At 54.8% G+C, this 24,585-nt stretch carries 21 protein-coding genes, 1 pseudogene and 1 riboswitch; of the genes and pseudogenes, 17 read left to right on the top strand and 5 right to left on the bottom strand.

All coding sequences use genetic code 11. The annotated features are described in order from the left end of the window. Positions 1-194 precede the first annotated feature (194 nt). The 5 genes from NST44_RS02140 to NST44_RS02120 all read left to right on the top strand — a co-directional run bounded on the left by NST44_RS02140 (position 195) and on the right by NST44_RS02120 (position 3,888). Positions 195-1,700, top strand: coding sequence for an HD-GYP domain-containing protein (locus NST44_RS02140; RefSeq protein ID WP_340897583.1), 1,506 nt, complete (start codon positions 195-197; stop codon positions 1,698-1,700). Positions 1,701-1,995: 295 nt separating this feature from the next. After that, positions 1,996-2,199 (top strand): CsbD family protein, encoded by a 204-nt coding sequence (locus tag NST44_RS02135; protein WP_007130439.1) that lies wholly within the window; start codon positions 1,996-1,998, stop codon positions 2,197-2,199. 28 nt (positions 2,200-2,227) lie between these two features. Continuing rightward, on the top strand, positions 2,228-2,509 hold the full coding sequence (locus NST44_RS02130) for a hypothetical protein (protein WP_340897581.1): 282 nt from the start codon (positions 2,228-2,230) through the stop codon (positions 2,507-2,509). A 254-nt stretch (positions 2,510-2,763) separates the two neighbouring features. Then, a complete protein-coding gene (locus NST44_RS02125) occupies positions 2,764-3,438 on the top strand; it encodes an NAD(P)H-binding protein (RefSeq protein WP_340897579.1) in 675 nt (224 codons plus the stop codon). Positions 3,439-3,507: 69 nt separating this feature from the next. Then, complete coding sequence (locus tag NST44_RS02120; RefSeq protein WP_007130436.1) at positions 3,508-3,888, top strand: RidA family protein; 381 nt, start codon at positions 3,508-3,510, stop codon at positions 3,886-3,888. A gap of 406 nt (positions 3,889-4,294) precedes the next feature. Here the strand turns inward: NST44_RS02120 and NST44_RS02115 are convergent, their stop codons facing one another. Both NST44_RS02115 and NST44_RS02110 read right to left on the bottom strand, forming a co-directional pair. Then, positions 4,295-5,908 (bottom strand): response regulator transcription factor, encoded by a 1,614-nt coding sequence (locus NST44_RS02115; RefSeq protein WP_340897576.1) that lies wholly within the window; start codon positions 5,906-5,908, stop codon positions 4,295-4,297. A 9-nt stretch (positions 5,909-5,917) separates the two neighbouring features. Next, positions 5,918-7,699, bottom strand: coding sequence for a cache domain-containing sensor histidine kinase (locus tag NST44_RS02110; RefSeq protein ID WP_251535986.1), 1,782 nt, complete (start codon positions 7,697-7,699; stop codon positions 5,918-5,920). Positions 7,700-7,852: 153 nt separating this feature from the next. On the opposite strand from NST44_RS02110, the gene NST44_RS02105 reads away from it, so the two are divergent. From NST44_RS02105 to NST44_RS02095, 3 genes are all read left to right on the top strand, one after another. Next, positions 7,853-8,734, top strand: a complete 882-nt coding sequence (locus NST44_RS02105) for a carbohydrate ABC transporter permease (RefSeq protein ID WP_251535985.1) — start codon at positions 7,853-7,855, stop codon at positions 8,732-8,734. Next, positions 8,734-9,570 (top strand): carbohydrate ABC transporter permease, encoded by an 837-nt coding sequence (locus NST44_RS02100; protein WP_007130432.1) that lies wholly within the window; start codon positions 8,734-8,736, stop codon positions 9,568-9,570. The genes NST44_RS02105 and NST44_RS02100 overlap by 1 nt, the downstream gene beginning before the upstream one ends. A 137-nt stretch (positions 9,571-9,707) precedes the next feature. Next, complete coding sequence (locus tag NST44_RS02095) at positions 9,708-10,997, top strand: ABC transporter substrate-binding protein (RefSeq protein WP_251535984.1); 1,290 nt, start codon at positions 9,708-9,710, stop codon at positions 10,995-10,997. Positions 10,998-11,171: 174 nt separating this feature from the next. On the opposite strand, the gene NST44_RS02090 is transcribed toward NST44_RS02095, so the two are convergent. Beyond that, positions 11,172-11,384: a hypothetical protein gene (locus NST44_RS02090; RefSeq protein WP_007130430.1), complete on the bottom strand. Its 213-nt coding sequence runs from the start codon at positions 11,382-11,384 to the stop codon at positions 11,172-11,174. 190 nt (positions 11,385-11,574) lie between these two features. Here NST44_RS02090 and NST44_RS02085 point away from each other — a divergent pair, with 190 nt between their 5' ends. The 3 genes from NST44_RS02085 to NST44_RS02075 all read left to right on the top strand — a co-directional run bounded on the left by NST44_RS02085 (position 11,575) and on the right by NST44_RS02075 (position 16,699). Beyond that, the gene (locus NST44_RS02085) at positions 11,575-14,676 is read left to right on the top strand and encodes a DEAD/DEAH box helicase (RefSeq protein WP_340897570.1); all 3,102 of its coding nucleotides are present in this window, start codon (positions 11,575-11,577) and stop codon (positions 14,674-14,676) included. A gap of 217 nt (positions 14,677-14,893) precedes the next feature. Continuing rightward, on the top strand, positions 14,894-15,619 hold the full coding sequence (locus NST44_RS02080; protein ID WP_340897569.1) for a hypothetical protein: 726 nt from the start codon (positions 14,894-14,896) through the stop codon (positions 15,617-15,619). 180 nt (positions 15,620-15,799) lie between these two features. Further along, positions 15,800-16,699, top strand: coding sequence for a M15 family metallopeptidase (locus NST44_RS02075; RefSeq protein WP_340897568.1), 900 nt, complete (start codon positions 15,800-15,802; stop codon positions 16,697-16,699). A gap of 406 nt (positions 16,700-17,105) precedes the next feature. On the opposite strand, the gene NST44_RS02070 is transcribed toward NST44_RS02075, so the two are convergent. After that, on the bottom strand, positions 17,106-17,474 hold the full coding sequence (locus tag NST44_RS02070) for a hypothetical protein (protein WP_007130426.1): 369 nt from the start codon (positions 17,472-17,474) through the stop codon (positions 17,106-17,108). Between the two features lie 372 nt (positions 17,475-17,846). On the opposite strand from NST44_RS02070, the gene NST44_RS02065 reads away from it, so the two are divergent. From NST44_RS02065 to NST44_RS02040, 6 genes and pseudogenes are all read left to right on the top strand, one after another. Beyond that, on the top strand, positions 17,847-18,650 hold the full coding sequence (locus NST44_RS02065; RefSeq protein WP_007130425.1) for a zinc ribbon domain-containing protein: 804 nt from the start codon (positions 17,847-17,849) through the stop codon (positions 18,648-18,650). A gap of 106 nt (positions 18,651-18,756) precedes the next feature. Continuing rightward, positions 18,757-19,539, top strand: a pseudogene (locus NST44_RS02060) (TrmB family transcriptional regulator); the annotation flags it as partial. A gap of 476 nt (positions 19,540-20,015) precedes the next feature. Then, entirely contained in the window at positions 20,016-20,321 is a 306-nt protein-coding gene (locus NST44_RS02055) for a hypothetical protein (RefSeq protein ID WP_007130423.1), read from the top strand. A gap of 140 nt (positions 20,322-20,461) precedes the next feature. Continuing rightward, positions 20,462-21,562 (top strand): metallophosphoesterase, encoded by a 1,101-nt coding sequence (locus tag NST44_RS02050; RefSeq protein ID WP_340897567.1) that lies wholly within the window; start codon positions 20,462-20,464, stop codon positions 21,560-21,562. 297 nt (positions 21,563-21,859) lie between these two features. After that, positions 21,860-21,960, top strand: a riboswitch (purine riboswitch). A gap of 150 nt (positions 21,961-22,110) precedes the next feature. After that, entirely contained in the window at positions 22,111-22,680 is a 570-nt protein-coding gene (locus NST44_RS02045) for a xanthine phosphoribosyltransferase (RefSeq protein ID WP_007130421.1), read from the top strand. A 43-nt stretch (positions 22,681-22,723) separates the two neighbouring features. After that, positions 22,724-24,082, top strand: a complete 1,359-nt coding sequence (locus tag NST44_RS02040; protein WP_007130420.1) for a nucleobase:cation symporter-2 family protein — start codon at positions 22,724-22,726, stop codon at positions 24,080-24,082. A gap of 140 nt (positions 24,083-24,222) precedes the next feature. Here NST44_RS02040 and NST44_RS02035 read toward each other — a convergent pair whose 3' ends face one another. Then, positions 24,223-24,561 carry a DUF4870 domain-containing protein gene (locus tag NST44_RS02035; RefSeq protein WP_007130419.1) on the bottom strand — a complete coding sequence of 113 codons (339 nt, stop codon included), beginning with the start codon at positions 24,559-24,561 and terminating at the stop codon, positions 24,223-24,225. Between the last annotated feature and the right edge of the window lie 24 nt (positions 24,562-24,585).

Here is a 24,585-nt window from a genome sequence, read left to right as displayed (position 1 = left end):
ATATTCAAGAATCTTGGCGAATGAGGTTTAAAGTTCTTGATTTTTTTGGCATTTCCAACGATATTCATAGTAACGACAATTTTAGCAAATTCGATAATTATCCTCATTTCATGCGGGATTTTGTGAATGATGCTGCAGACCGATGTTCGGCTTAAACGGGGTGTTTATTTCTGTTACGAAAGTAGAGGCGGACCATGCAACTGTATAAGTCATTTCTTAAACAGCTTGTTCGGAATTATATGATCGGCTCGATTGCGGCTGTTCTTGTCGTCGGCGGCGTATTATTGGTAACGACCCTGGAAATTTCCTTCGAGGAAGGCGCGCGTCTGATGATCATCCTTGCCATTTCGTTCATGATCATGAGCGTTTCGGAGCTCAGCGTCTTCCTGAAGCAGCTTAAGCCGATCCGTGCGGTCTTTGAAGAGGAAAACCCGGATCTGGATCTGCTTGAAAAAGCCTATTTACACGTGCATCGTATGCCGCGCCTCGCCGTTTATCGCATATTCGGCCCCCATCTGCTCGGGCTGTCGCTGCCGGCCATCCTCCTGACCTTATGGATGATGGAGCAGGGGAAGCTGAGCTTTCCTGCCTTTTACATATGGCTTGCGTCACTTGGAGCCGTTCTCCTTGCAAGCTGCCATGCCATGATAGAGTTCTTCCTGACGATTGCCGCCATACGCCCGCTGATCAAGGGAATAAGGCGGAATGCGCTGTCGAGGTATGGTGTCGATTTCTCGCTGGAAGGGCATGTATTCATGGCGATTCGCACCAAATTTTTGCTCAGCACGATGCTCATCGGCACATTTCCGCTCTTTCTGTTCTCGCTGGCCGTCCAGATTAGGCTGGAGGGGCTTAACAAAATTGCCCCGCAGCAGTATTGGGGTTGGGCAGGGGTCGTCCTGCTGCTCGGCGTCGGATTCGCATATGTCGGAGCATGGCTTTTAACCCAGGATTTACAGCGCCCCATCCGCCAGCTGTACCGGGCGATGAATGAAATTAAAGAAGGACGCCTTATCCAGACCTCGAATCTATATTCCGACGAATTCTCTACACTGATCGCGGGCTTCAATATGATGGTTCGCGGCCTTCAGGTGCGCGAGGAACGGAACCGTAAGCTGCTTGACAGCTACTTCGCGGCGCTTGCGGCCGCGCTTGATGCAAGAGATCCTTACACGGCCGGTCATTCGCTTCGGGTTGCGGAATATTCCGTTCTGATCGGCCGTCTGGCCGGTCTCAGCGAGGAGGAGATCGATCTGCTGCGTAAGACGGCGCTTCTGCATGATATCGGCAAAATCGGTGTGCGTGATCATATATTGTTGAAGGAAGGGAAGCTGACGGAAGAGGAGTTCAATCAGGTCAAGACGCATCCGCAGCAGGGCGAGAATATTTTGCTGCAGATTGAACCGGCCGACGCCATGGCTCCTTACCTGGAAGGGGTGCGATCCCATCACGAACGATATGACGGGTGCGGTTATCCGGATGGCCTGAAGGGCAAGGAAATCCCGTTGTTCGGGCGGATTATTGCCGTCGCGGATGCGTATGATGCGATGACGTCGGATCGTCCTTACCGCAGCGGCATGCGATCGGCGGATGCGCTGAATATATTGGAGGAGGGCAAGGGGACCCAGTGGGATCCGGATTTTGCAGGCATGTTCGTGAATTATATGAAAAGCGAGACGAAGGTGGCCTCAATTCGCTAAGAATGAGAGGCTGTTACATCAGACCTCAAGTACAGTTGATAGATAGATGCCCTGCGGGTCCTCATGGATTCGCGGGGCATTTTGCTGCGTTCGCCCCTCTGCTGCCTTGGCTACAGCATGGATGATAAAGCAGCGACCCTCCCTACAGAATTGGCGCCAGGTGAGGCAAGCGGTAGAAGGCGATCCTTCCATGACAGCTTCCTTCAAGGATTCAGAGCGGCAGCAGGCGGGTAAACACAATGTACAGACGATAGATGAATGCAGGAGTCATTACTTGATAGGGAGGCAGATATCTATGGATAACAACGTTTTTAAAGGGAAATGGAACCAGATCAAGGGTGAAGCGAAGAAGCAATGGGGCAAATTGACCGATGACGACCTGGATGTCATCGCCGGAGAGAAGGATAAATTGGTTGGGAAGCTGCAGGAACGCTACGGACATTCGAAGGATGCCGCAGAGCGCGAATATGCGGATTGGAGCGCCAGATTTCGGGATTAAAGCCTTAGATTAAGGGAGGCGAATGATCGTGTTGGAGAACCGGGTTGTGACCGGCAAGGTGATCGATATTCGTAACGATAAGGTGCTTACGCTTCATGGAGACATGGTCAGTACGTTTGATATGAAGTACTATGTCTGGATGGAGGAGGAGCCCTTCCCTATTCACGAAGGCTTGAGCGAGGCGTCCATAACGGGCGGTTTGCCGGAGGGGGACGTGGCGCATGCCGAAGCCCCCGGCTGGTTCCGCAGGGATTGGAAGCCGCTGCTTAACTTGATAACCGCTTGGAGAAGGAGTGCGAATCGTGCCTGATTTGCACTCTTTTTCTGTATTTAAGCTGCGACTCATCCTCCTGTAAACGGCTGTATGGTCCATGAGTGGTTTCACCTGATTCAAGTATGTTGACAGCTCCGTTATGGGGTGTAGAATGATCTCAGTAGCAGGAGTTCGGTCAGCCTAACATTGACGGAGGTTTTGTCCACATCTAAGCTGTCCAGGTTGTCCATAAGCCGCGGTCTTAATCTGATGAATGATTTAGATGATGAATAATTAAGGGGGGCAGTTAGATGGGACGGATAACACTCGTTATTGGGGCAACGGGGCTTGTAGGGGGACAGGTTACCGAGGAATTGCTGAAGAGACCCGAGATGGATGAGGTCCGGGTGCTGGTGAGAAGACCGCCTGACGCTACCCATCCGAGTCTGCGGAGCATTCCCGTGAATTGGGATGAGCTCGAACGCTTCGAAGAAGCCTTCGCGGGTGTTCACAGCGTGTATTGCTGCCTCGGGACAACGATCAAGAAGGCCGGCTCCCGGGAGCAATTCCGGAAGGTCGATGTGGAATACGTGCTGAAGTCGGCGACCCTTGCCAGAAGGCACGGCGTTCGCCAATTCCTGGCGGTCAGCTCGATGGGGGCAAGCCCGGATGTGCGGAATTTCTATCTTCGGACCAAGGGCGAAATGGAGGAAGGCCTGACCGAAATGGGCTTTCATGGCCTGCATCTGTTCCGTCCGTCTTTACTGCTTGGAAAGCGGCCGGACAGCCGTTTCGGCGAGCAGGCAGCTGCGGTATTGATGACTTCTCTGGATGTGCTGTTCAGGCGTCCGAAGCTCGCTCCATACCGGGCAGTCCCTTCACTGAAGGTGGCCCGCGCCATGGTGAGGATCGGGCTTACCGATATGAAGGGGCATCACATCTATCCGAATGAAGTCATTCATGTGCTGGGCGATACGGCTGAATAAATTTGCCAGTCTGCAGCCGGACGTTTACAATGTGAACATAACAGAATTACATAGAAGGGAGCCTTATCCATGAACAAACATATTATTTCCACGCCTAAAGCGCCAGGCGCGATCGGCCCTTACAGCCAGGCGGTAGAGATCAACGGCTTCGTATACACCTCCGGCCAGCTCGGTCTGAATCCGGAAACGGGGGAATTCGGTGAAGGCGTGCAGGAACAGGCGCGGCTGTCCTTAAGCAATGTAAAGGCCATTCTTGAAGCGGCAGGGACAAGCCTGGACCAGGTCGTCAAAACAACCGTATTCCTGAAGGACATGAATGATTTCGCAGCGGTAAACGAGGTGTACGGCAGCTTCTTTTCCGAGCCTTATCCGGCGCGGAGCGCGGTGGAGGTAGCCCGCCTGCCTAAGGACGGACTGGTGGAAATCGAAGTCATTGCAGTCAAGGGATAATGGTCGAAGGAAAACGTAAGGAAGAGCTCCGGCGCCCTAGAGGCGGCCGGGAGCTCTTTTTTTTGTCAGGGTCAGCTTTACTTGTATGGGAGCCGGCCAGTTCAACTGGGAGCGCGAGGAACAAGACTGGACGTTGCCGTCGCCAAGCGAGTGTTTCCCGGGCCCAAGCGGGCGTACCCGTGACCCGGTGTTTCCAGGAACCCAAGCGGGCGTTCCGTGCCCCCCGGTCATTCCGAGGCCGCAGTAGGTGTTCCAGTCCCGTGACCCGGTGTTTTCCCAGGCTCAAGCCGGTGTTCCCGTGACCTGGGTCATTCCGAGCCGGCAGCCGTTGCTCCCATGGCCCAAGTCATGTGTTCTCATAGCCAAAAGCCGGTGTTCCCGTAGCAAATATTCCGGCTGTTGCTTCTTATCTCTGGTGCACCTTCCGATATTCGTTGGGCGTCACGCCCTCCATTTTTTTAAACACCTTGCTGAAGTACTTTTCATCCTGGTAACCGATCATCTCTGCAATCTGGGCAATGCGGAGCTGAGGATTGAGAAGCAGGGTCTTCGCCTTGTCGATGCGTACACGTCCGAGAAAATCGGAGAGGGTCACGCCGAATTCCTGTTTGAATTTGCGAGAGATATACTCCCTGCTGAGGAAGAACCGACCGGAAATCTGCTGCAGCGAAATCTCCTCATGATAGCTGTTTTCCAAATACCGGGCGATATCATGAATAATATGGTTCTCCTTCGAATGAATCTGGGTAAGCACTCTGGAGGCTGCGTTGAGTCGGCCGCAGATCTGTTCCCGCCAGCGGTCCCAGCACAGCATGCCGTCCTCATTCAAGGGAAGAGGGGACGGCAGGTCTTGAGAGATTTCCGCGTCCTCTACGGGCTCCTGTATGCTCTTTACTTCATTCTCGGTCCAATGCTGCTGCATCCAGTCCCATTCGGAGTTGAAGCGCAGCAGCTGCTCCGGAGACACCCGCTCCATGTCCCGGATATCCTTCAACCACTCATCCGCGGCAGCTTCGATCCGTTCCTTGCTCCCGCTCAGGGCGGCTAATTTGAATTTCTCTTCATACGTGGCCAAGCGAGGGGTACGGGAGCCTTCGCTTTCCGGGACGCGGTCTTTGTGAATTCGCGATTTGCCTGTCAGCAGGTTGCGGCTCCACAAGGCCTGGACGGCGTTCAGGTATGCTTTCGGCAGCTCCGCAGGGAAAGCTGCTGCCGCATAGCCGAAATGGGCCCGGCGCCGGAGAATGGCGAACAATCCGTCGTTGATCCGTTCTAGCATATCGTTGACGGGCAGACGAGGGTTCCAATACAGCACAATCATTTCACCGGGCTTGTCGATATGTCGGAAAGCCACACCCTGATCGCGCAGCAGCTCGTTGCAGATATTAATCAAGGTGAAGGAGAGCAGATGCCGCCGGTTCCGAAATTTGGACAGCAGGTCTTTGTCAAACTGAACATCGCTTATAACGAATATATGACAGTGAGCTCCTGCCTGAGGCAGAGCTATCCGGTTTTGAAGCTGGGCCACGATGCTCTCTCTGCTGCCGTATCCGTTCACAAGATCCGAGAGAAGCCGGTCCATATAGAGCGGGGTCATCTGGTTCATTTCGATATTTTGGCTCATGATCTGCTTCCGCTTTTCTTCCTCCAACCGCCAGGCATCCGCCGCTTTGCCAAGCGCCTCGTTCAGGCTTTCCGCCTCGACCGGCTTCAAAATATAATCCGATCCCCCCGAGCGGATCGTATGCCGGACATACTCGAAATCATCGTATCCGCTGATGACGAGCACCTTGATGTCGGGTCTGGATGTGTGCAGCCAGGTCAGCAGCTCGAGGCCGTTTGAATTCGGCATCCGCATATCGGTCATGACGATCTGGGGATCTTTCTCCTCAATCAACCGGACCGCCTCCTCGCCGTCGGCAGCCTGATAGATTTCCGTTATGCCATGACGCTCCCAGTCCGCAAGCATCTCAATCGCTTCTCTTACGTGTTGTTCGTCGTCCACGATCAATACTTTCATTTCTTATGCTCACTCTCCCCAAGCGTTGATATTGAGCGTGACAATGACGCCATGCGGCACTGCATTCTCGATGGTTAAAACAGCCTTGTTGTCCGTATACAGGTTCAGGCGCATCAGCACATTCATAAGCCCGATGGAGATATCCCCGGCATCGCCGCTTCGCGGCTCATGGCCCGAAGGATCGGCCAGCATGCGGCGGATCGCCGCCAGTCGGTCTTCCTCAATCGACGTGCCGTTATTCTCGACCACGACGACGAGCCTATGTTCCTCTGTGATGCGTGAAGAAATCGATAAGCGTCCCACGGTCTCCCTGCTGTTCATGCCGTGCTTGAAATAGTTCTCGACGATCGGCTGCAGAATCATCTTCGGAACGGGGGCCTGCAGGCTTTCCGGCTCCAGATCCCACGTAATTTCAAGCTGATCCCGGAAACGCTGCTTCTGGAGCTCCAAGTATAGCCGCACATGATGGATCTCATCCTGCAGCGTTACCTTCGCCTCGCTGTTACGCATATTGTAGCGCATGATATTAGCGAGGGAGGAGAGCAGGGAATAGATCCGCGGCACCTTATGCTGAAGGGCCAACGTTCCGATGGACTGGAGGGCATTATACAGAAAATGCGGATCGATCTGTGCCTGCAGCGCTTTCAGCTGGTTGGTCTTGTTGGCCAGCTCCAGCCGGTATTCCCGCAGGATCAGGTTGTTGATCGTATCCATCATATTCCGGAACCGCCGGGATAAAATTCCGATCTCGTCGGGGCTCGTTACATCGATATCGACATCCAGCCGCCCGGTCTGTACCTGATTCATATAACTCGTGAGCTGTTTAATGGGTCTTGTAATCCGAATGGATATCCATAGGGTGCCGAAAATGACAACCAGTAGAGCAAAAATGGCAATAATCGCGTTGATCCCCGTCAGTTCCGTCGAATTTTTGTACAGCGTTTTATGCGGTATCTGCTTCACCAAAGTCCAGGGGGCATACGGCAGATCCAGCTTCTCATAGATCACCATCGCTTGCTTGCCGTCATAATAGCCCTGTTTTCCCTTGGCGATTTCATTCAGCAGCGTCTGATCGGCAAAGGGCTGCCCGATTTCATCGGAATTCGGACTATACATGATGCTGCCTGTATCATCAATCAAGTATAACTGCTCCTCGCCCTTGGCATACAGTTCGTCGCAAATGGCCAAGATACTGTCAAGTTTCACATCAATCGCCATTAGAGCGTACTGCTCGGGAGATGGAATGTTGTTGATCGACCGGTAAAAGGTGATCACCTTGAAATCGGTAATGTCGGCCGGTCTGCGGGGAAATCCGTAGTTATGAACCTCATGGATCGGCTCGACCGCGGCAGGGCCGGGACCGAACTGCTCAATCCGGCGGTAAGGCTCCTTCCGGAACTCGCGCCTTGGAAGATTGCTCGACACTTGGGTCGATTGACCGGTTAAGTAGTTGTGCAGGTAGATCTGATGAATGTCCTCCATCCCTGTCTGAATCGCCTGCAGGGTGGCATAGAGCTCGGCAATGACGCGGTGATTGTCCGGATCCAGGGCGAGATTGCGCAGAAAATAGGAGTCCGAATAGACGGAGAGCGAAGCCCGATTGATGCTGTTCATATAGTTTCTTAAATTGGTCGCTCCTTGATAAATTAGCCGAATGTTCTCGTTAACCGTCTGTTCCTTCACGGATTCGCGGGTATGCGAGAATGTGATGATTAAGGAGAGCAGAAGCGGAATCGTTGTAACGGCCAGCATGAATTGAATCAGCCGGGTTTGAATACTGCGGAATTTCATGACAGCTCACCTCAGATAGGATCAATCGTACAAAAGCGTATGGTCAATATTTTACACCTAACGGTTCATGATTCTCCGTGTTCAATGATAACAGGTTACCTCATAATGGCTATACATCATACAACATCTTATCGCAAAGGGGAGATCACAGGGATGAATCGAAAAAAATCATCGGCTCTGCTCCAGCAGTTTCTGTTCGTGGGACCCTCCACTATTTTTTTCATCCTGATCATGATCATTCCATTCCTTCTAGGACTGTATTATTCCTTCACCAACTGGAATGGCGTATCGAATAAAATCGATTGGGTCGGCTTTGATAACTTCGTAACGATATTTACCAATGACGATAAATTCCGCAGCTCATTCTGGTTCACCACAAGGTTCACGGTGCTGGGAGTCATTCTTACGAATCTTCTCGGCTTCGTGTTTGCCTATTTTCTGACCAAGCCTCTCAAGACGAGGAACGTGCTGCGGACGATCTTCTTCATGCCGAACGTGATCGGCGGCCTGCTTCTGGGCTTCATCTGGCAATTCATCTTCGTAAAAGGCTTCGCGGCGATCGGCAACGCGACGAATCTCGGATTCTTCAATCTGCCTTGGCTCGGGACGAAGGGGACGGCTTTCTGGGCGATCGTCATCGTCTTCGTATGGCAGACGGCCGGTTATCTGATGGTCATCTATATTTCGTCGCTCAATAACGTGCCAAAGGATATTCTGGAGGCGGCCGAAATCGATGGCGCAAGCAGGGGACAAGTTCTTCGGTCCATCATTATACCGCTCGTGATGCCTGCCGTCACTGTATGCCTGTTCCTGGCGATCTCATGGTCGTTCAAGATGTTTGACCTGAACCTGTCGCTCACCAAGGGCGGGCCGTTCGGCTCCACGGAGTCGGTGGCCATGAACATCTATAACGAAGCGTATACGAATAACCGTCTGGGCCTCGGCACAGCGAAGGCGGTCATCTTCTTCATCGTCGTCGCCATCATCACAAGCCTGCAGGTTCGGTTCACGAAGAGCAAGGAGGTCGAGGCTTAATGGAGACCGTTAGAAAATACAAGCTGAATACGCTGGCTACCGAGCTCATCATGATCATCGTTGCTCTGCTCTTCCTGGTACCGTTCTATTTCCTGTTCGTCAATTCGGTCAAAACCTTCGGCGAGCTGCTGACCGATTCGGCGGGGCTGCCGACAACGTTTGAATGGAGCAACTATTCGCGGGCATGGGATATTACGAACTTTCCGTCGGCGCTCTGGAACTCCCTGGTCGTCACGGTTGCCAGCAATCTGCTGCTGGCGATGCTGAGCGCCATGACGGCGTATCAGATGGTGCGGCGCAATACGCGCTTTAACCGGCTTATGTTCGCCCTGTTCGTTGCAGCCATGGTCATTCCGTTCCAGTCCATCATGATTCCGCTGGTGAAGGTAACCGCAACGATGGGCATCAATAACAGCCTGTACGGCCTGATCATCTGCTATCTCGGGTTTGGTGTTCCGCTCAGCGTATTTCTGTTCCATGGATTTACGAAGTCGATTCCGCTGGAGATCGAGGAAGCGGCAACGGTGGACGGAGCGAGCGGCTACGGCGTATTCTTCCGGGTCGTATTTCCGCTCATGAAGCCGATGTTCGTGACCGTGATCATTCTGAACACGCTGTGGATCTGGAATGACTATCTGCTGCCGTCGCTGATCCTGCAATCCGCCGAGCTGCGGACGATACCGATTGCGACCTTCGCCTTCTTCGGGCAATATACCAAGCAGTGGGATCTGGCGCTGCCGGCGCTGGTGCTCGGCATTCTGCCGATCATCATTTTCTTCCTGGCGATGCAGAAATACATTATTGAAGGAATTACCCACGGGGCGGTCAAGGGATAAACCGGTAAAGCGGTCAATTTCATCCACCCGAGAGATCAATATCGTACCTGATGAATCGAAAAAAGGTTAATTATACTGAAGAAGCAAACGCCATTCATAGCAACTGATACACCTATACAAAAGGGAGGATTCATAACATGAAGAAACAAGGTAAGCTTCTGCTGGTCATGATCCTGGCGTTCTCCACCTTGCTTGCAGCATGCGGCGGCTCGAAAGAGAGCGGCCAGGGAGCCGAAGGCGGCGCTGAGGGCGGAACGAAGACCATTAAGATTTTCCAATTCAAGGTTGAAATTGCGGAGGCCCTGAACCAGCTGAAGGCGGAATATGAGAAGGAGCATCCCGGCATCAAGCTGGACATTCAGACGGTCGGGGGCGGCTCCGACTACGGCGCGGCATTGAAGGCAAAGTTTGCTTCAGGCGATGAGCCGGACATCTTCAACGTAGGCGGGTACCGTGACCTGGAAACCTGGTTCGAGAATATCGAAGATCTGTCCGACCAGCCATGGGTGGACGATGTGCTGGACGTAGCGAAGGAGCCTATGACGAAAGACGGCAAGCTGTATGGGCAGCCGTTCGGCATTGAGGGCTACGGCTTCATTTACAACAAGGACCTGTTCAAGCAAGCCGGCATCACCGAGCTGCCGAAGACGCTGACCGAGCTTGAGGCAGCTGCGCAGAAGCTCCAAGCGGCAGGCATTACGCCATTTGCCAACGGCTATCAGGAAACGTGGATTTTGGCCAACCACCTGCTGAATATCCCGTTTGCCCATCAAGAGAATCCGGATGCTTTTGTCAAAGGCCTGAACGAAGGAACGGAGAAGATTGCGGGCAATGCGAAATTCGACGAATGGATCCGCCTGCTTGACCTGACGGTAAAGTATGGCCAGAAGAACCCGCTGACGACCGACTACAACACCGAGATCACGATGTTTGCCAGCGGGGAAGCCGCCATGACACAGAACGGCAACTGGACCCAGGTGCAGATTGACGGAATCAATCCGGAACTGAACATCGGCTTCCTGCCGATGCCGATCAACGACAATGCCGAGGAGAACGACAAGCTTCCGGTCGGCGTGCCGAACAACTGGGTAGTCAACAACAAATCCCAGGTAAAGCCTGAAGCGAAGGAATTCCTGAACTGGCTTGTCACCTCGGAAACCGGCAAACGGTACATCACGGACGAATTTAAGTTCATCCCGGCCTTCAAGAGCATTGAAACCAAGAGCGAAACACTGGGCGATCTCGGCAACGATATCGTGAAATACAGCAAGGAAGGCAAGACGCTCAGCTGGGAGTTCAATAAATTCCCGGATGGCGGCATGAACGAATTCGGCAGCCAAATGCAAGGCTATGTTGCCGGCAATGTGAATAAAGACCAATTGTTCGAGGGCATCCAGAAATCCTGGGAGAGCCTGAAGGCGAAATAAACGAATAGAAGCGAGAAGAGGCCGCTCCGATTAGTCGGAGCGGCCTCTTCTGCGTGTATGGGGCAGCTATGGGAATGCAGGCGCGCAGGAATAGAGTGATGTCCTCGCATCATTGCGATCGCCAAATGATCCCGGAATGTTCGCTGGATATGCCGCGAAGACGGCTGACAAGCTCTAAGCCCTTCGGATCAGCAGATAGATGATGAGTCCGACAATCGGAAAGAACAGCAGACCGAGGACGACAAGCAGCGCGAATTCAGGGCTTCTGCCAAGACGGCGCGCATCGCGGTATCCCCATATACAAATCAAGATGTGAATAATAAAAAATAAAATACCTATTAATATAACGCCCAGCCCAATAATGCTTCCGGCAAATAAGATGTCCACACGAGCTCCTCCTGACAAATGTAGGTTTATTTATTCAATACGCATGAAGGACCGGATAGGTGGCAACATTTAGGGGAGCGGCATCCTTTATTTGCCCGAAAATTCTTTTGGTTACCGTTTTGAAATTATGCGGCGATCGTATAAGATAGTAATAATATCTATAAAAAGCAGGAAAAGACGGGAGACAACGATGAATCAACCGCTTTATGGCGTATGGTTAGGTGACGCATTCTTTTGTTTTTCCGGAGAGGTATCCGAGCCCAAGGTAGATGCATGGAGCCGCGTTGTCCGTGCCGTACGGATGCAGGATGGAAGCCGTCCCTTCGCACATGCAACTCTCCGGCTGGCCGAGCTCAGATATCCGTCCCCGACCTATGGGGCGAGAAGCACGCGTCGTCCGGAGCGGAAGATGGTTGGCGGCCGGACGATGGAAGGACTGGCGCTGACGCCGGGGGATGCGTTCCAAATGCTGCTCGAGCTTACGCCGGCAAACTATGAAGCACAGGGCCTCGCAGCCGGAGAAGAGATGGAATTTTGGATACAAGCAAGCCGCTTTGCGCTGCAGCTGCTGCTTCAAGGCAAGCTTGCGCCCGGAACAGCCGAAGTGCCGGCGGTCGGAAGACGGCGCACCACGATGCAGAGCATCCGTGCGGTATGGAAGCCGCAGCTCTCCGGGGAGGACTCGGAGCGATTCATGCACCTGGCGGCCAATATTCCGCCAGTCTGCATCGGCGTGCCGGCAGCTCTGGCCGGGCATGACCCGTCAACCCGGGAAGAAGCGGGCGCGATCGTGCTGTACTCGTTCTTGTGCGGCATTCTGAACAGCGAGGCCCGGGAGGCGGTGCGGGAAACCCAGGATAAGCTGCGGCCCCATCTGGCGAATTATCGCCGCGGGCATTCTCCCTTAGCCGAGCTGTGGTGGAACAGTCTGCTGACGGTGAACCGTGAGCTCCCGGTTCAAGGAACAGTCGAAGAGATCGGGGAGCTGACATCGGCGGTGGAGGCGGCGGGAGGAACGTCGGTTCCGTATGCCGCGGGCGAGGATGCGCCCCCGGAGAGCGGAACGGTCGGGCTCGGACTTCGGCTTGAGCCTCCGCTTACGGACAACCGGCAGGATTGGCAAATCTCGTTTTGGGCACGGGGCTTGGAGGATGAGGGCTTGCTGCTCCCCGCAGGCAGCATCTGGGGAATGGCGGAGCCGGATCCGCTGATCCGGGGACGGATCTATTCCTCCGTGAAGCAGCAGCTGCTGCTAAGGCTTGGCGAAGCCGCGGAGCTTGCGCCGGAGCTGGCGGAGGGCTTACGCGGACCGGCACCCGATGGGGCGACGATTCCACTCAGCGCCTTGTCTTCCTTTATGAAGGATTCGGTTCCGAGACTGGCCCGAAGAGGCGTGACGGTCCAAATGCCGTCAAGGTGGAGCAAGGAAGGCCGCAGACGGGTCGGGCTGTCCCTAAAGATGATGTCCGACGCGAGATCGCCGGGCGGGATGCATCCGCTCCCTGTGATGGGGATGGAGCATCTGGTTCGCTTTGAAATTTCCGCGGCCATGGGAGGCCAGCGTCTCACCCGGGAAGAGCTGAAATCGCTGGCGGAGCAGAATTTGCCGTACGTCCAATTCCGCGGTGAATGGGTTGAGGTCGACTTGAAGGAGATCAACCAGGTGCTCCGTTTCATGAAGCGCCACGAAAAGGGCGAGATGGAGCTCGCGGAATGGATGCATCTGACCGCCGAGATGGACGGAGAACGGCTCTGGAAGGGCCTCTTTATCGAGGAGGTGGAATCCGCAGGACTGCTGTCCTCCTTGCTCGAAGGCGAGTTCATCCGGAAGGTTCCTCCCCGGCCTGTCCCCTCGACGCTGCATGGGGAGCTGAGGCCGTATCAGGAGCGGGGGTATCAATGGCTCAGCATGATGCGCGACATGGGCTTTGGCGTATGCCTTGCGGATGATATGGGGCTTGGCAAGACGATTCAGGTCATTACTTGCCTGCTTGACCGGAGGGAATCGGACGGGGAGACCGGGCCGGTCTTGATCATATGCCCGACGTCTTTGCTTGGGAACTGGCAGCGGGAGCTCCAGCGGTTCGCCCCGGAGCTGTCGCTTCATGTTCATCATGGTGTCCGGCGGCTTCGGGGCGAAGAGTTCACGCAGAAGACCAAGGAGTACGACGTCGTGCTGACCACGTACCATCTGGCCGGGCGTGACGGAGGAGATCTGTCCGGCATCAGATGGTCCAGCGTTGTACTGGACGAGGCCCAGTATATTAAGAATTACCGTACCAAGCAGGCGCAGAGCGTCATGAAGCTGTCGGCCCCCCACCGGATTGCCATGACCGGTACGCCGGTGGAGAACCGACTGGCAGAGCTGTGGTCCATCTTCCATTTTCTCAATCCCGGGTATTTGGGCTCCTTCCATGCCTTCCGTCAGCGGTATGCAGCCGGCGAAGGGCAGCAGGAGAGGTACCGGGAGCTTCACCGGCTCGTATCGCCGTTCATGCTGCGCAGGCTGAAGAGCGATCCGGACATCCGCAAGGATCTGCCGGAGAAGCTGGAGGTGAAGTCCTACTGCACGCTGACGGAGGTGCAGGGAGCTATGTATCAGGCCGTCGTGGATGAGATGATGGGACAGATCGAAACCCAGACGGGCATGGCCCGCAAGGGGCTGGTGCTGTCCTCGCTGACCAAGCTGAAGCAAATATGCGATCATCCTCAGCTGCTGCGGCAGGAGGAGGGACGAGCGGTGCGCGCGGAAGCCTCCGGGAAGATGGAGCGGATGCTCGAGATTCTCGACCAGATCGCAGATATGGGGGAATCGGCGCTCATCTTCACCCAGTATGTCGGCATGGGCGAGCTGCTTGTGAACGTGCTCGGACGCAAGTACGGGAAGAAGCCTCATTTTCTCCATGGCGGCGTCCCGAAGCGCGAACGGGACGAGATGGTCCGGGCCTTCCAGAACGGCGAAGGCACGGAATTCTTCGTGCTGTCGCTGAAGGCCGGCGGCGTGGGGCTGAATTTGACCCGCGCGAATCATGTGCTCCACTACGACCGCTGGTGGAACCCGGCGGTGGAGAATCAGGCAACGGACCGGGTGTTCCGGATTGGACAGCACCGCAATGTGCAGGTGCATAAGCTGATCTGCCAGGGGACGCTGGAGGAACGGATTGACGAGCTGATCGAACAGAAAAAGGCGTTGTCCGAGCAGGTCGTCGGCTCCGGCGAGACATGGCTGACGGAAATGTCCGACGGCGAGCTCCGCCGACTGATCGAGCTTCAAGGACAGGATTGGATGTAAACGGGCATCCCGTTCGCTTATGGATGAGGGTGCTATACGGATTTTCTCTTTTGATTGAGATGCTGTACAGATTCTCTTTCGATCAGGACGCTAGCCAAATTCTTTCGTTCAGGATGCTTGCCCAGATTCTCTTCTGATCAGGCTGCTATATCGAGCGAAACAATTTTGAATGTTTGGATGACATAGAAGGATTTACGGCGAAGAGGAGGGTGCTGTTATGGAACCGACGAAGACTGGTGAGCCCCGGTTTGATTTGACTGCGGGGCGGCTTCAGGGCTGGACCGGTCCGGACGGGGAGCAAGGCGGGTGCTGCGGAATCAGCGTGACGATCGAGCCGCTTACTAGCGATGCCCGCAATACGATAATCGCCTACCTTACGGATCATCCGCTGGAGCTGTACTCGCTCCTCGCAGGCCGTGAAGCCCCGTGGCTGGCGGGCTTTGTTCCTTCGCCCCTGCCGGGCGAAGGGGAGGGCGTGCCTTGCACATGCGGGCGCGAAGCCTGCGGTCAAGCCGCGGCCGTGCTGGACGCCGCACGGCAGAAGCTTGCGGCGGAGCCGCTCCAGCTGCTGGCGCTGCTGGGGCTGCCGCGGGAGGCGCTGCTGGCCGGCGTCTTCGACGCCTGGGCCAAGGCCGTACCGCCGCGGCCCGGCGGCGCCGCCGGGGACGCGGCCACCCGCGTGAAGGAGAAGGGGCCGTCCGGCCCTTCTCCCGGCGAATGGGTGGCCGAGGCTGCGGCCGAAGGCCGGCTGCACCGGCCAGGGCCGCAGCTGGGCGAGCTGGCGGTGCCGCTGTCCCCGCCGCCGCCAGGGGAGCTTGGGCCCGCCGGCGATTGGGCGGGCCTGCTGCCGGGGGTAAGCGGCGTTACCCAGGCGCTCGGCCTCATTGCCCGTGCGGCTTCGGAGCGGGCCGAGCAGAAGCGCCGCCGCATAGAGCAGCCATAGCTGTAGCCGCACCTCTCGAAAGGAGCGGCCAGGCGCATGGCTGCTTTTTTCACGCCTAATGGCCGTAAAGCGCGGCCTCGGCACCGCAAATTCGGAGAAATGACGGCACAGCGCGTCATTCTTCGACATGACAGCGTTTGTCCTGTAACGCTTGGATAAGGTACAATGAGGACAATGAAGATGGGAAAGGACGAGGCAGCGATGAATGCATTTTATGGAAAAAGGATACGCTGGACAAGCCTGATGCTGTCATCTCTGCTGGTAGCGGGGAGCATTTTGGCCGGATGCCAATCGAATGACGCGGGTTCAGGCAAAGAGCAGGGACAGGAGCTTCAATCGCCGGCCGAGGGCCAGGAAGGCACGACGCTTCCGGAAGGAACCGGGGAGGGCGCAAGCGCGGAGGCCGGGAACGAGCCGGCGGATCCCGTAATGGCCAAGCGGAGCGAGAATGCGCTCCAGGCAACCGTGCAGGAGGAGAACGGCAAGCAGGTGGTGACCAATCCGGATGCCGTCACCGTAGTGGTGAACAAGCAGCGCAGTCTCCCGGACGGCTACGAGCCGAATGATCTTGTGGAGCCGAACGTTCCGTTTTCCTTCGACGGTCCCCATGAGAAGCGGATGTTGAGACAAGAGGCAGCCAAGGCGCTTGAGGAATTGTTTGCAGCGGCCGAGGCGGACGGAATGGAGCTTCGCGCGGTTTCGGGTTACCGTTCATATGACCGCCAGAAGGTGATATATGAAAATAATGTCCGCACCAAGGGAGAAGCGGAGGCGAACCGTGTCAGCGCAGTGCCCGGCACGAGCGAGCACCAGACCGGCCTGACGATTGACGTGTCGAGTCCAAGCGCAGGCAATGCGCTGGAGGAAGCGTTCGGCCATACGGAGGAAGGCGAGTGGCTGGCCAGACGCGCGCCGGAATTCGGATTCATCATCCGGTACCCGGAAGGGGCGGAGGATATTACGGGATACGTGTACGAGCCTTGGCATATCCGCTATGTCGGGAAGGATCTGGCGCCGGACATTGCCAAGAGTGGCCTGACGCTGGAGGAGTATTTCGACGAAGCTAACCTGAAGCTGTAGCTGTCGTGTGAAATGGTCGGAGCCGGGGGAATACGCAATCCCTTCATTGCCATGACCGGACAAGGCTAAACCGTTGAACGAGCTTTCAGGCTTATTGGACGTCGGGAATGCTAAGCAATCGCAAAGAAACCCCGGAGCTGTGCTTCGGGGTTTCTTTGGATCAATCCTGCGAGCGGTTCCCGGCATGCAAGCCTCACGCCTGATTCAGGCTTCACGCCAGGTGCACAAACTCCACGCATGATGCAGGATTTCCGCCTGATGCAAGCTTCCGGTCTCATGCAGGATTCCCGCCTAATGCAAGCAGCGAGAGGCTTGTCATGCCCTTCGGCCGCTGAAATTGTGTAAGAAGAGCCGCCTACCAGGAATTTTTTTCACATGGGTGCTGCTTTATGGCTTGTCATTTCGTTTATTTATTAAGCGGGGCATTCTCGTAGCCCGGATCGTCATAGCCGGTGTCATCCATTTTGCGGATAATGTTCATATCCTCGATCATGCGGCGCGTACGTTCATCCCCATGCTCATGGAGGAATGCGTACAGGTCGATTGTCCGCTCATCGAATTGCTCGATGGCTTCATCGTGATCAGCCGATTTATACGGTACAAAGGTCCGTTGGAACGCATAGCGGTCGGTGCTGCTGAAATCATTCATCAAGTCCTTCAGCCGGGTTAATTCGTCCTTGCTGAGCATGACGATGAATTCATTGGAATCTCCCGGGACATCCCGGATCAGGTTATGGTTGACGGAGACATAATAGGTTTTTTTATCGGTTGTCATGCTTTATCCCTCCAGTAATGGCAGCCGGCTTACCGCACGGCCGGTAAGCTTTCGATGCCAGATTGAACGCTGGCTTGAGGCAGGTGCTGGCTTTTTTCTATTCTTTACACAACCGGAATCGGGTTGAATCACTTGAAATGACAGGAAGACGGCGATTTTCACAAGAAGCAAGGAATTTGGTATGATAGAATCACCGTCACCGCCGTATACTGGATAGATGAGATGTCCGCCTTCCTGGCATGGCCCGATCGACGGCATGCGGGAACCGGAGGACCGGTTAGGGGTGAGCGTTTAATTCATTCATGATGTTAACTATGCGCTGCTTTAGGAAGCGCGTTATGATGCGGGTATAAGGAAGAGGAGGAAATAGGGATGAATATATTACAGAGGCTTAAGGACGGTGCGAACCGGGCAACGGAAAAAGCTCAGCACGTGGTAGAAGTCAATAAACTGAACAGCCAAATTGCGGAGATCGAGCAGCAGAAAAATTCGTACTACCTTCAAATGGGGAAAGTATTCTACGAAGGCTACCGCATGCAGGATATGTCCGTTGCCGAGCAGGAAATGGTAGAGCTGGCCAAGACCTGCGACGGTCTTCAGGAGAAGATTGAAGAGATCCGCAACCGGATTGCGGTGCTGAAAAATGAGCGGGTCTGCCAATGCGGACGCGTGGTGGCGCTCGATGCCAATTTCTGTCCGAATTGCGGCCGCAAGCTGGCCAGCATCGCTCCGAAAGAGGAAGAACCGATTGAAAAAGCGGTGAAGGAGCCTGAGCTGAACAAGGTTAGATTCGATTTCGAGGATGAAGATGAGGCCGATGCTTATGCGGCAGCTGCCGATGAGCGAGACCATGAGCCATTCACGTATCGCCAAGGTCCGGAGCCGTTTAGCCCTGTCGATGAGGAGCTTCTTGAGCCGGAGGTGGATCCTGAGCAGCTTCGTCTTGAGCAGGAGGAGCAGGAGAAGGAGCGCCGCCACTGGGAAGAGCTCGAGCGTGAACGGGAAAGACAGCTGGAGCTGGACCGGCGCATTCGTTTCTGGCAGGAAAACAATCAGAACCAGGATTACGTGTCCGGAGAAGAGACGGTGCGGGATACGGTAAAATGCCAAATTTGCAGCGTCGACCTGCCGAAGGGCTCGAAATGGTGCCCGCGCTGCGGAGCGGAGCAAATCTAATTGAATTGTAAGGGAATCGGACGACCATGGCCTTAAGCGCAAGTTCAACAACAATCGTGTGTATGATAGAGCAAGCGTTCGAGCATCTTTGGGGGGACTAGAAATTATGGAACAATTGCTGCATCATCTGCGCAATTTAGGATTTACCGAGATCGAATCGAAAATTATGGTGGACCTTGCCGAGCATGGACCCGCCGGAGGCTACGAGGTGGCGAAGCGCCTCGGGGCCTCCAGGTCCAATGTGTATGCGGCCATGCAGCGGCTGGAGCGGCAGGGAGCGCTCGAGCGCATGAACGGAGAACCCGTCCGATACCGGTCGCTGAAGCCGGAGGAATTGACGCGCATGATCTCGGGACGCGTGGAGGCTTCCCTTGCCTATGTGGAGAAAAGCCTGCCGCGCAGCAGCGGTACGGCTGCCCCGTTCCTCAGCATGGAAGGGGATCAAGCCGTGCTTGATGCTCTCGTTCGGGAGCTGGGACGGGCAGAGCGCGAGATTGTGGTCGATGTCTGGCGGGAGGAGGCAGCGCTGCTTCGCGAGCCGCTGGCCGAAGCGGAGGCTAGAGGCGTGAAGGTGCTGTGGGCATGCGACGGCCCTGAGCAGAGCTTGTCGCGGACGCTTGCTTGGCCGGGCTGGAGGGGCCTCGAGGAACGAAAGCGGGGCGGCCGCAAATTCTCCTTCGTCGTGGACCGCGAGTGGTGCATGCTCGGGATGCGCGGCGGTGAATTCGAGACCGGTGCCGTAATTACGGAACACCCTGTGATGGCTGAGCTGCTGCTGCATCATTTCACCCAAGAGATGGTGCTGTTCCAGCTTGAGCAGGATATGGGAGACACGCTGGAGTCGCGGTACGGCCGGAATTTCGGGCTCATTCAAAGCGAGTACGTCACGCCGGAAGGCTATGCCGACCCGTACGGGGAAGAGGATGAACGTGCGATTGATCCTGATGCCTTAAGGGTAGCTTTACCCGAGACGGGAGCGTTTGAAGAAGCGGCGACCGGCTTGGAAGCGGAAGCTGAATCCGGCGTTAACGCGGAGGCAGAGCAGGAGCCGTCATCTGAGCACGCATCCAAAGGGACAGATAGCTGATCGTGACATGCACGATCTGCCCGTATTAGATGCTGCGCCTGAAATCGCTAGTACATCTATACTAGGCTTGCGCACACCAGCGCAATGGCATTGTATGAATCGGCAATGACATGAATCACAGCCCGATCCGTAATTTTATGATAAAATACAATCAAACTTTAACGAACGCCGGGAACTATCCTGGCGTTTATTTGCATAAGGGACTATACCCCCGCGATGCAGGATATCATGAGTAAGGGGCAGGATATTCAGACAACGAAGCGAGAGGAGTGGCTTGCATGGAATGCATCGTTCATTTTACAGTCGGGCACAAGGAAGGACCCAAGAAATTAAGGGGCCTGATCTTTGTTGATAAGGGGAAGCAGCCCACCGGACAGCAGCTTCTGGATATGTTTCACGATATGGAATACAACGTCGTTCCGGATGAGCGCGATGAGCTGCTGTTCAAGCCGGTGACTCCGGATGCAACGTACTCCTACATCCGGGTCAATGAATTGGATATGGGTCAGGAGCGTTATACCGAGGATCGCAACCTGAAATCGATCTTGAATGAGCTCATTCCGCGAAAGCATACGGGGTTGTAGCCTATAATTATGAACAAGCACCAATATAGCATACGATCTCAAGTATGAATTTATCATTACGGATGCTGTCTTCCTTACCGGCGAGTGCTGGGATTTGCTCATTAGCCTTGATATAATGAGTGTATGAAAAGGAGATGGCGATGTATATTTTCATAGGAATCATAGCGTTGATCATTTACGGCTTGCTCGTCTATTATATCGGGCGAAGTGTATGGAGCTGGATGGGGCCCGGGAAATCCGCCCTGTTCAAGACACTGTACATTATCGTCCTGACGGTCGTATCGACCTCTTTTATATCAGGGCGTTTCCTCGGCAATCTTACGGTGCTGAACGTAATCGGTGCCTATTGGATGGCGGTCTTTTACGTGCTGATCCTCGTTCTCCCGTTGTTGCATTTAACGATGTGGGTGCTGCGCCGAACGAAGCTCCGCCGGGACGGCGCGGGGAAGAGGGCAGGTCTGCTCGTGTTGGTTCTCTTACTGCTGTTGATCGGGCTTGGTACGTTTAATGCCTATAGCCCGACGATACGGGCATACAGCGTGAATATTGCCAAGGATGCCGGAGCGATGGATGAGCTTAATATCGTCATGGCCTCCGATATGCATTTCGGACTGCTGTCGGGAAAAGGCCATGCGAAGCGGATGGTTGAGGAAATTAATGCGTTAAAGCCGGATCTGGTGCTGTTCCCGGGTGACATGATCGACGACGATCTGGATGCTTATCTTGGCCAAGGCATTGACGGAATCTTGTCAGGCATCCGTTCTACATACGGGGTATATGCTTCGCTTGGCAACCATGACCGCTTCGAAGGTGACATTAAAGAGCTGATTGAAGCACTGGAGCGCAGCGGGATGACCGTGCTGTATGATGAGGCGGCAGCCGTCGAGGACTTGATGATTGCCGGGCGACGGGACAAGCAGGATACGGAGCGTGCCCCATTATCCGAGATCCTGAAGGAGGCCGACAAGACGCGGCCCATTCTTCTTCTGGATCATCAGCCGAATGCGCTGGATGAGGCCAAGGAGCAGGGCGTGGACCTGGTCGTATCGGGCCATACCCACCGCGGGCAGGTATTCCCGGCTCACCTGATTACCGGGGCGTTGTTTGAAAATGATTGGGGTTATTTGAAAAAAGGACAAATGCACTCCATCGTTTCCTCGGGCTATGGATTTTGGGGACCGCCGATCCGGCTCGGCTCCCGCTCCGAAATCGTGCAAATTCATGTCGCGTTTCAGCCATAATACAACGTGGGCCACCGGTTAACGGTGGCCTTTTGGTGCTCAAATGCTCAAGATTTGGCCGCTTAGCTCTTCGTTGAATAGATTTCCGTAAATTTTCACTTTATTTTTTCATACTAATTGCGTTATACTTCATTCATTCGGAATTATCACATTACACGTAAGCATGAGATTGATTTTTTCTTACCATGCAGATTTTGCACAAATCGAAATCGACTTTCAATCAGCAATTATTAGAGCGAAACGGTTTGGTCGCCTATGACATTGTACTTGGGAGCGGCTGGAATTGAATTGTTGCAAAATGCTGAACATACGTGTTCTCGTATATGTGCAGGGATTGGCCTGCATGTTTCTACCCGATCACCGGAAATGATTGGACTACGGGATACAGCGGCAGCGACGGACAAGCTATGAGGGCCACGGCCCATCTTGCAGCTTTCGGCGTATTATTGCTGCTTATGCCCATTTGTTTCTTTTCCCGGCGATAACGGCGAAAGAAGGAGATGGGCTTTTCGTGCTTGGAATGTGTACAAAATTGAAGGGGGAGCATCATGCAATTACTGCAGAACAAAGTGAAAGAGGAAGGCATCGTACTTAGCGGACAGGTGCTGAAAGTGGATTCGTTCCTGAACCACCAGATGGATCCGGTACTCATGAAAGAGGTAGGCAAGGAATTTACGCGGCGGTTCAAGGATGAGAACGTCACCCGTGTATTGACCATTGAATCCTCGGGCATCGCGCCGGGCATCATGACCGCCCTCGAGATGGACGTGCCGATGATCTTTGCACGGAAGCAGAAGTCGCTGACGCTCCGTGAGGATATCTTCGTGGAGAAAGTCTATTCCTTCACCAAGCAAGAGACGAATGAAATTACCGTTTCAAAGAAATTCATCAAGCCGGGCGACCGCGTCCTGATCGTCGATGACTTTCTGGCCAACGGCGAGGCTGCATTCGGCCTGGCCCGAATCGTTGAGCAGGCCGGCGCCGAGGTTGTCGGCATCGGAATCGTGATCGAAAAAGCGTTCCAGCCGGGCGGACGGCTGCTCGCGGAAGCAGGCTACCGGGTGGAATCGCTCGTACGCATTGCATCGCTTGAAGACGGAACAGTAACTTTTGCATAGGTAACAAGCCATACAACAATCAATTAGGAGGAATTCAAGAGCCATGGAAGAACAGAAACAAGCGGTGCTGGAGCCGATCTTTGATAAACGCCGGAATCCGGGCAAGACCTTTTCACTTGGTTTGCAGCATGTGCTTGCCATGTACGCGGGAGCCATTATTGTACCTCTGATCGTGGGGAACGCGCTTGGGTTGACGACGGAGCAGCTGACCTACCTCATTGCGATCGATTTGCTTGCATGCGGTGTGGCGACATTGCTTCAGGTATTTGGCAATAAGTATTTCGGCATCGGGCTTCCGGTTATGCTCGGATGCGCGTTTCAAGCCGTTGGTCCCATGATCATCATCGGCCAGCAGCATGGCTTGTCCGCTATATATGGAGCGATCATCGCCTCCGGCTTGTTCGTCATTCTCTTCTCGGGCCTGTTCGGCAAGCTGATCAAGGTGTTCCCGCCGGTCGTAACGGGCTCTGTCGTTACGATTATCGGCCTGACGCTGATTCCGGTAGCTCTTAATGATCTGGGCGGCGGTCAAGGCAGCGAGGATTTCGGCAGTGCCTTGAATATCTCGCTCGGCTTTGGCGTCCTTGCTTTCATTATTCTTATGAATCGCTTTGCCAAAGGCTTCTTGCGTTCGATTTCCGTTCTGCTCGGCCTGATCCTCGGAACGATCGCCGCAGCGCTGTTCGGAGGGCTTGATCTGACCCCGCTGCGTGAAGCGGGCTGGTTCCGTGCACCGCAGCCGTTCTATTTCGGTACTCCGGAATTTAAGCTGATGCCGGTTCTGACGATGATTCTGGTTGCGATTGTCAGCGTGGCGGAATCCACGGGCGTATTTATGGCTCTCGGTAAAATTGTGGACCGCGATATCAAATCCAAGGACCTGGCCCGGGGCTATCGCGCGGAAGGTCTTGCGATTGTGGTCGGCGGTATTTTTAACTCGTTCCCGTACACGACGTATTCCCAGAACGTCGGCCTGATTCAAATGAGCCGCGTGAAGACGCGCGACGTCATTGTCGTTGCGGGCGGCCTGCTCGTGCTGATCGGTTTCGTGCCGAAGATTGCGGCATTGACCCAGCTTGTACCGACATCCGTTCTCGGCGGAGCTATGGTTGCCTTGTTCGGGATGGTCGTCTCCTCTGGCATTCGCATGCTGGGCGACCAGGTGGATTTGAACCGTCATGAGAATCTGTTCATTATCGCCTGCTCTGTCGGCATGGGGCTTGGGGTAACAACGGTGCCGGGGCTGTTCGAGAGCCTGCCGGAAAACTTCCGCATTCTTGCCGATAATGGCATCGTCGTCGGCAGCGTGACGGCGATCGTGCTCAATCTGATCTTTAACGGGTTGAAATATACGAAGCCTGCTATGAAGCAGGGCGATGCAGCCGAAGGGCACGCCGCATAAAGGATGCAGCTCCTAAGCTAAGGCTGGCTGCGCCGGTTTAGTAGATATCCATGGAATTCTTCCTTATATAAATGATGACGCAAAACGGCCGCAAGCCCTGTTCACAGGGCTTGCGGCCGTTTTCATAGAGCGGGGATTGCTCAAATCCGCTGCATCTGCTTTTCGGCGATGGCTCCAATCCAGGGAAGCTTGTACCATTTTCCCTGAATGGCGTTGGCCATCAGCACGAGCCACAGCACCACGCCGACCAGCGCCAGCAGAGCCGAAGCGAGCAGCCCGATAATCGGAACTGCGCCTGACAGCAGATGTGCAATCGCCAGAACCGCAAAGGTCATTAAGGACTGCAGCGCATGGAAGATTACGTAGCGGCTTCTTTTCTCTAACGCCAGAAACAGAATTCCTCCGACCATGGGGAACAGGTAGCAGAGCGTTGCAGCCAGATTCTCGGGAAGTCCTGTGGACGATTTGAAAGGGGACAATGTCATCAACTCCTTGTCTTGAGC

The organism is Paenibacillus sp. FSL W8-0919 (genome assembly GCF_038003785.1).
In the GTDB taxonomy this organism is placed as follows: domain Bacteria; phylum Bacillota; class Bacilli; order Paenibacillales; family Paenibacillaceae; genus Paenibacillus_AQ; species Paenibacillus_AQ lactis.
The sequence above is the reverse complement of the archived record's forward strand: the minus strand, read 5'-3'. Positions and strand labels throughout refer to the sequence as shown.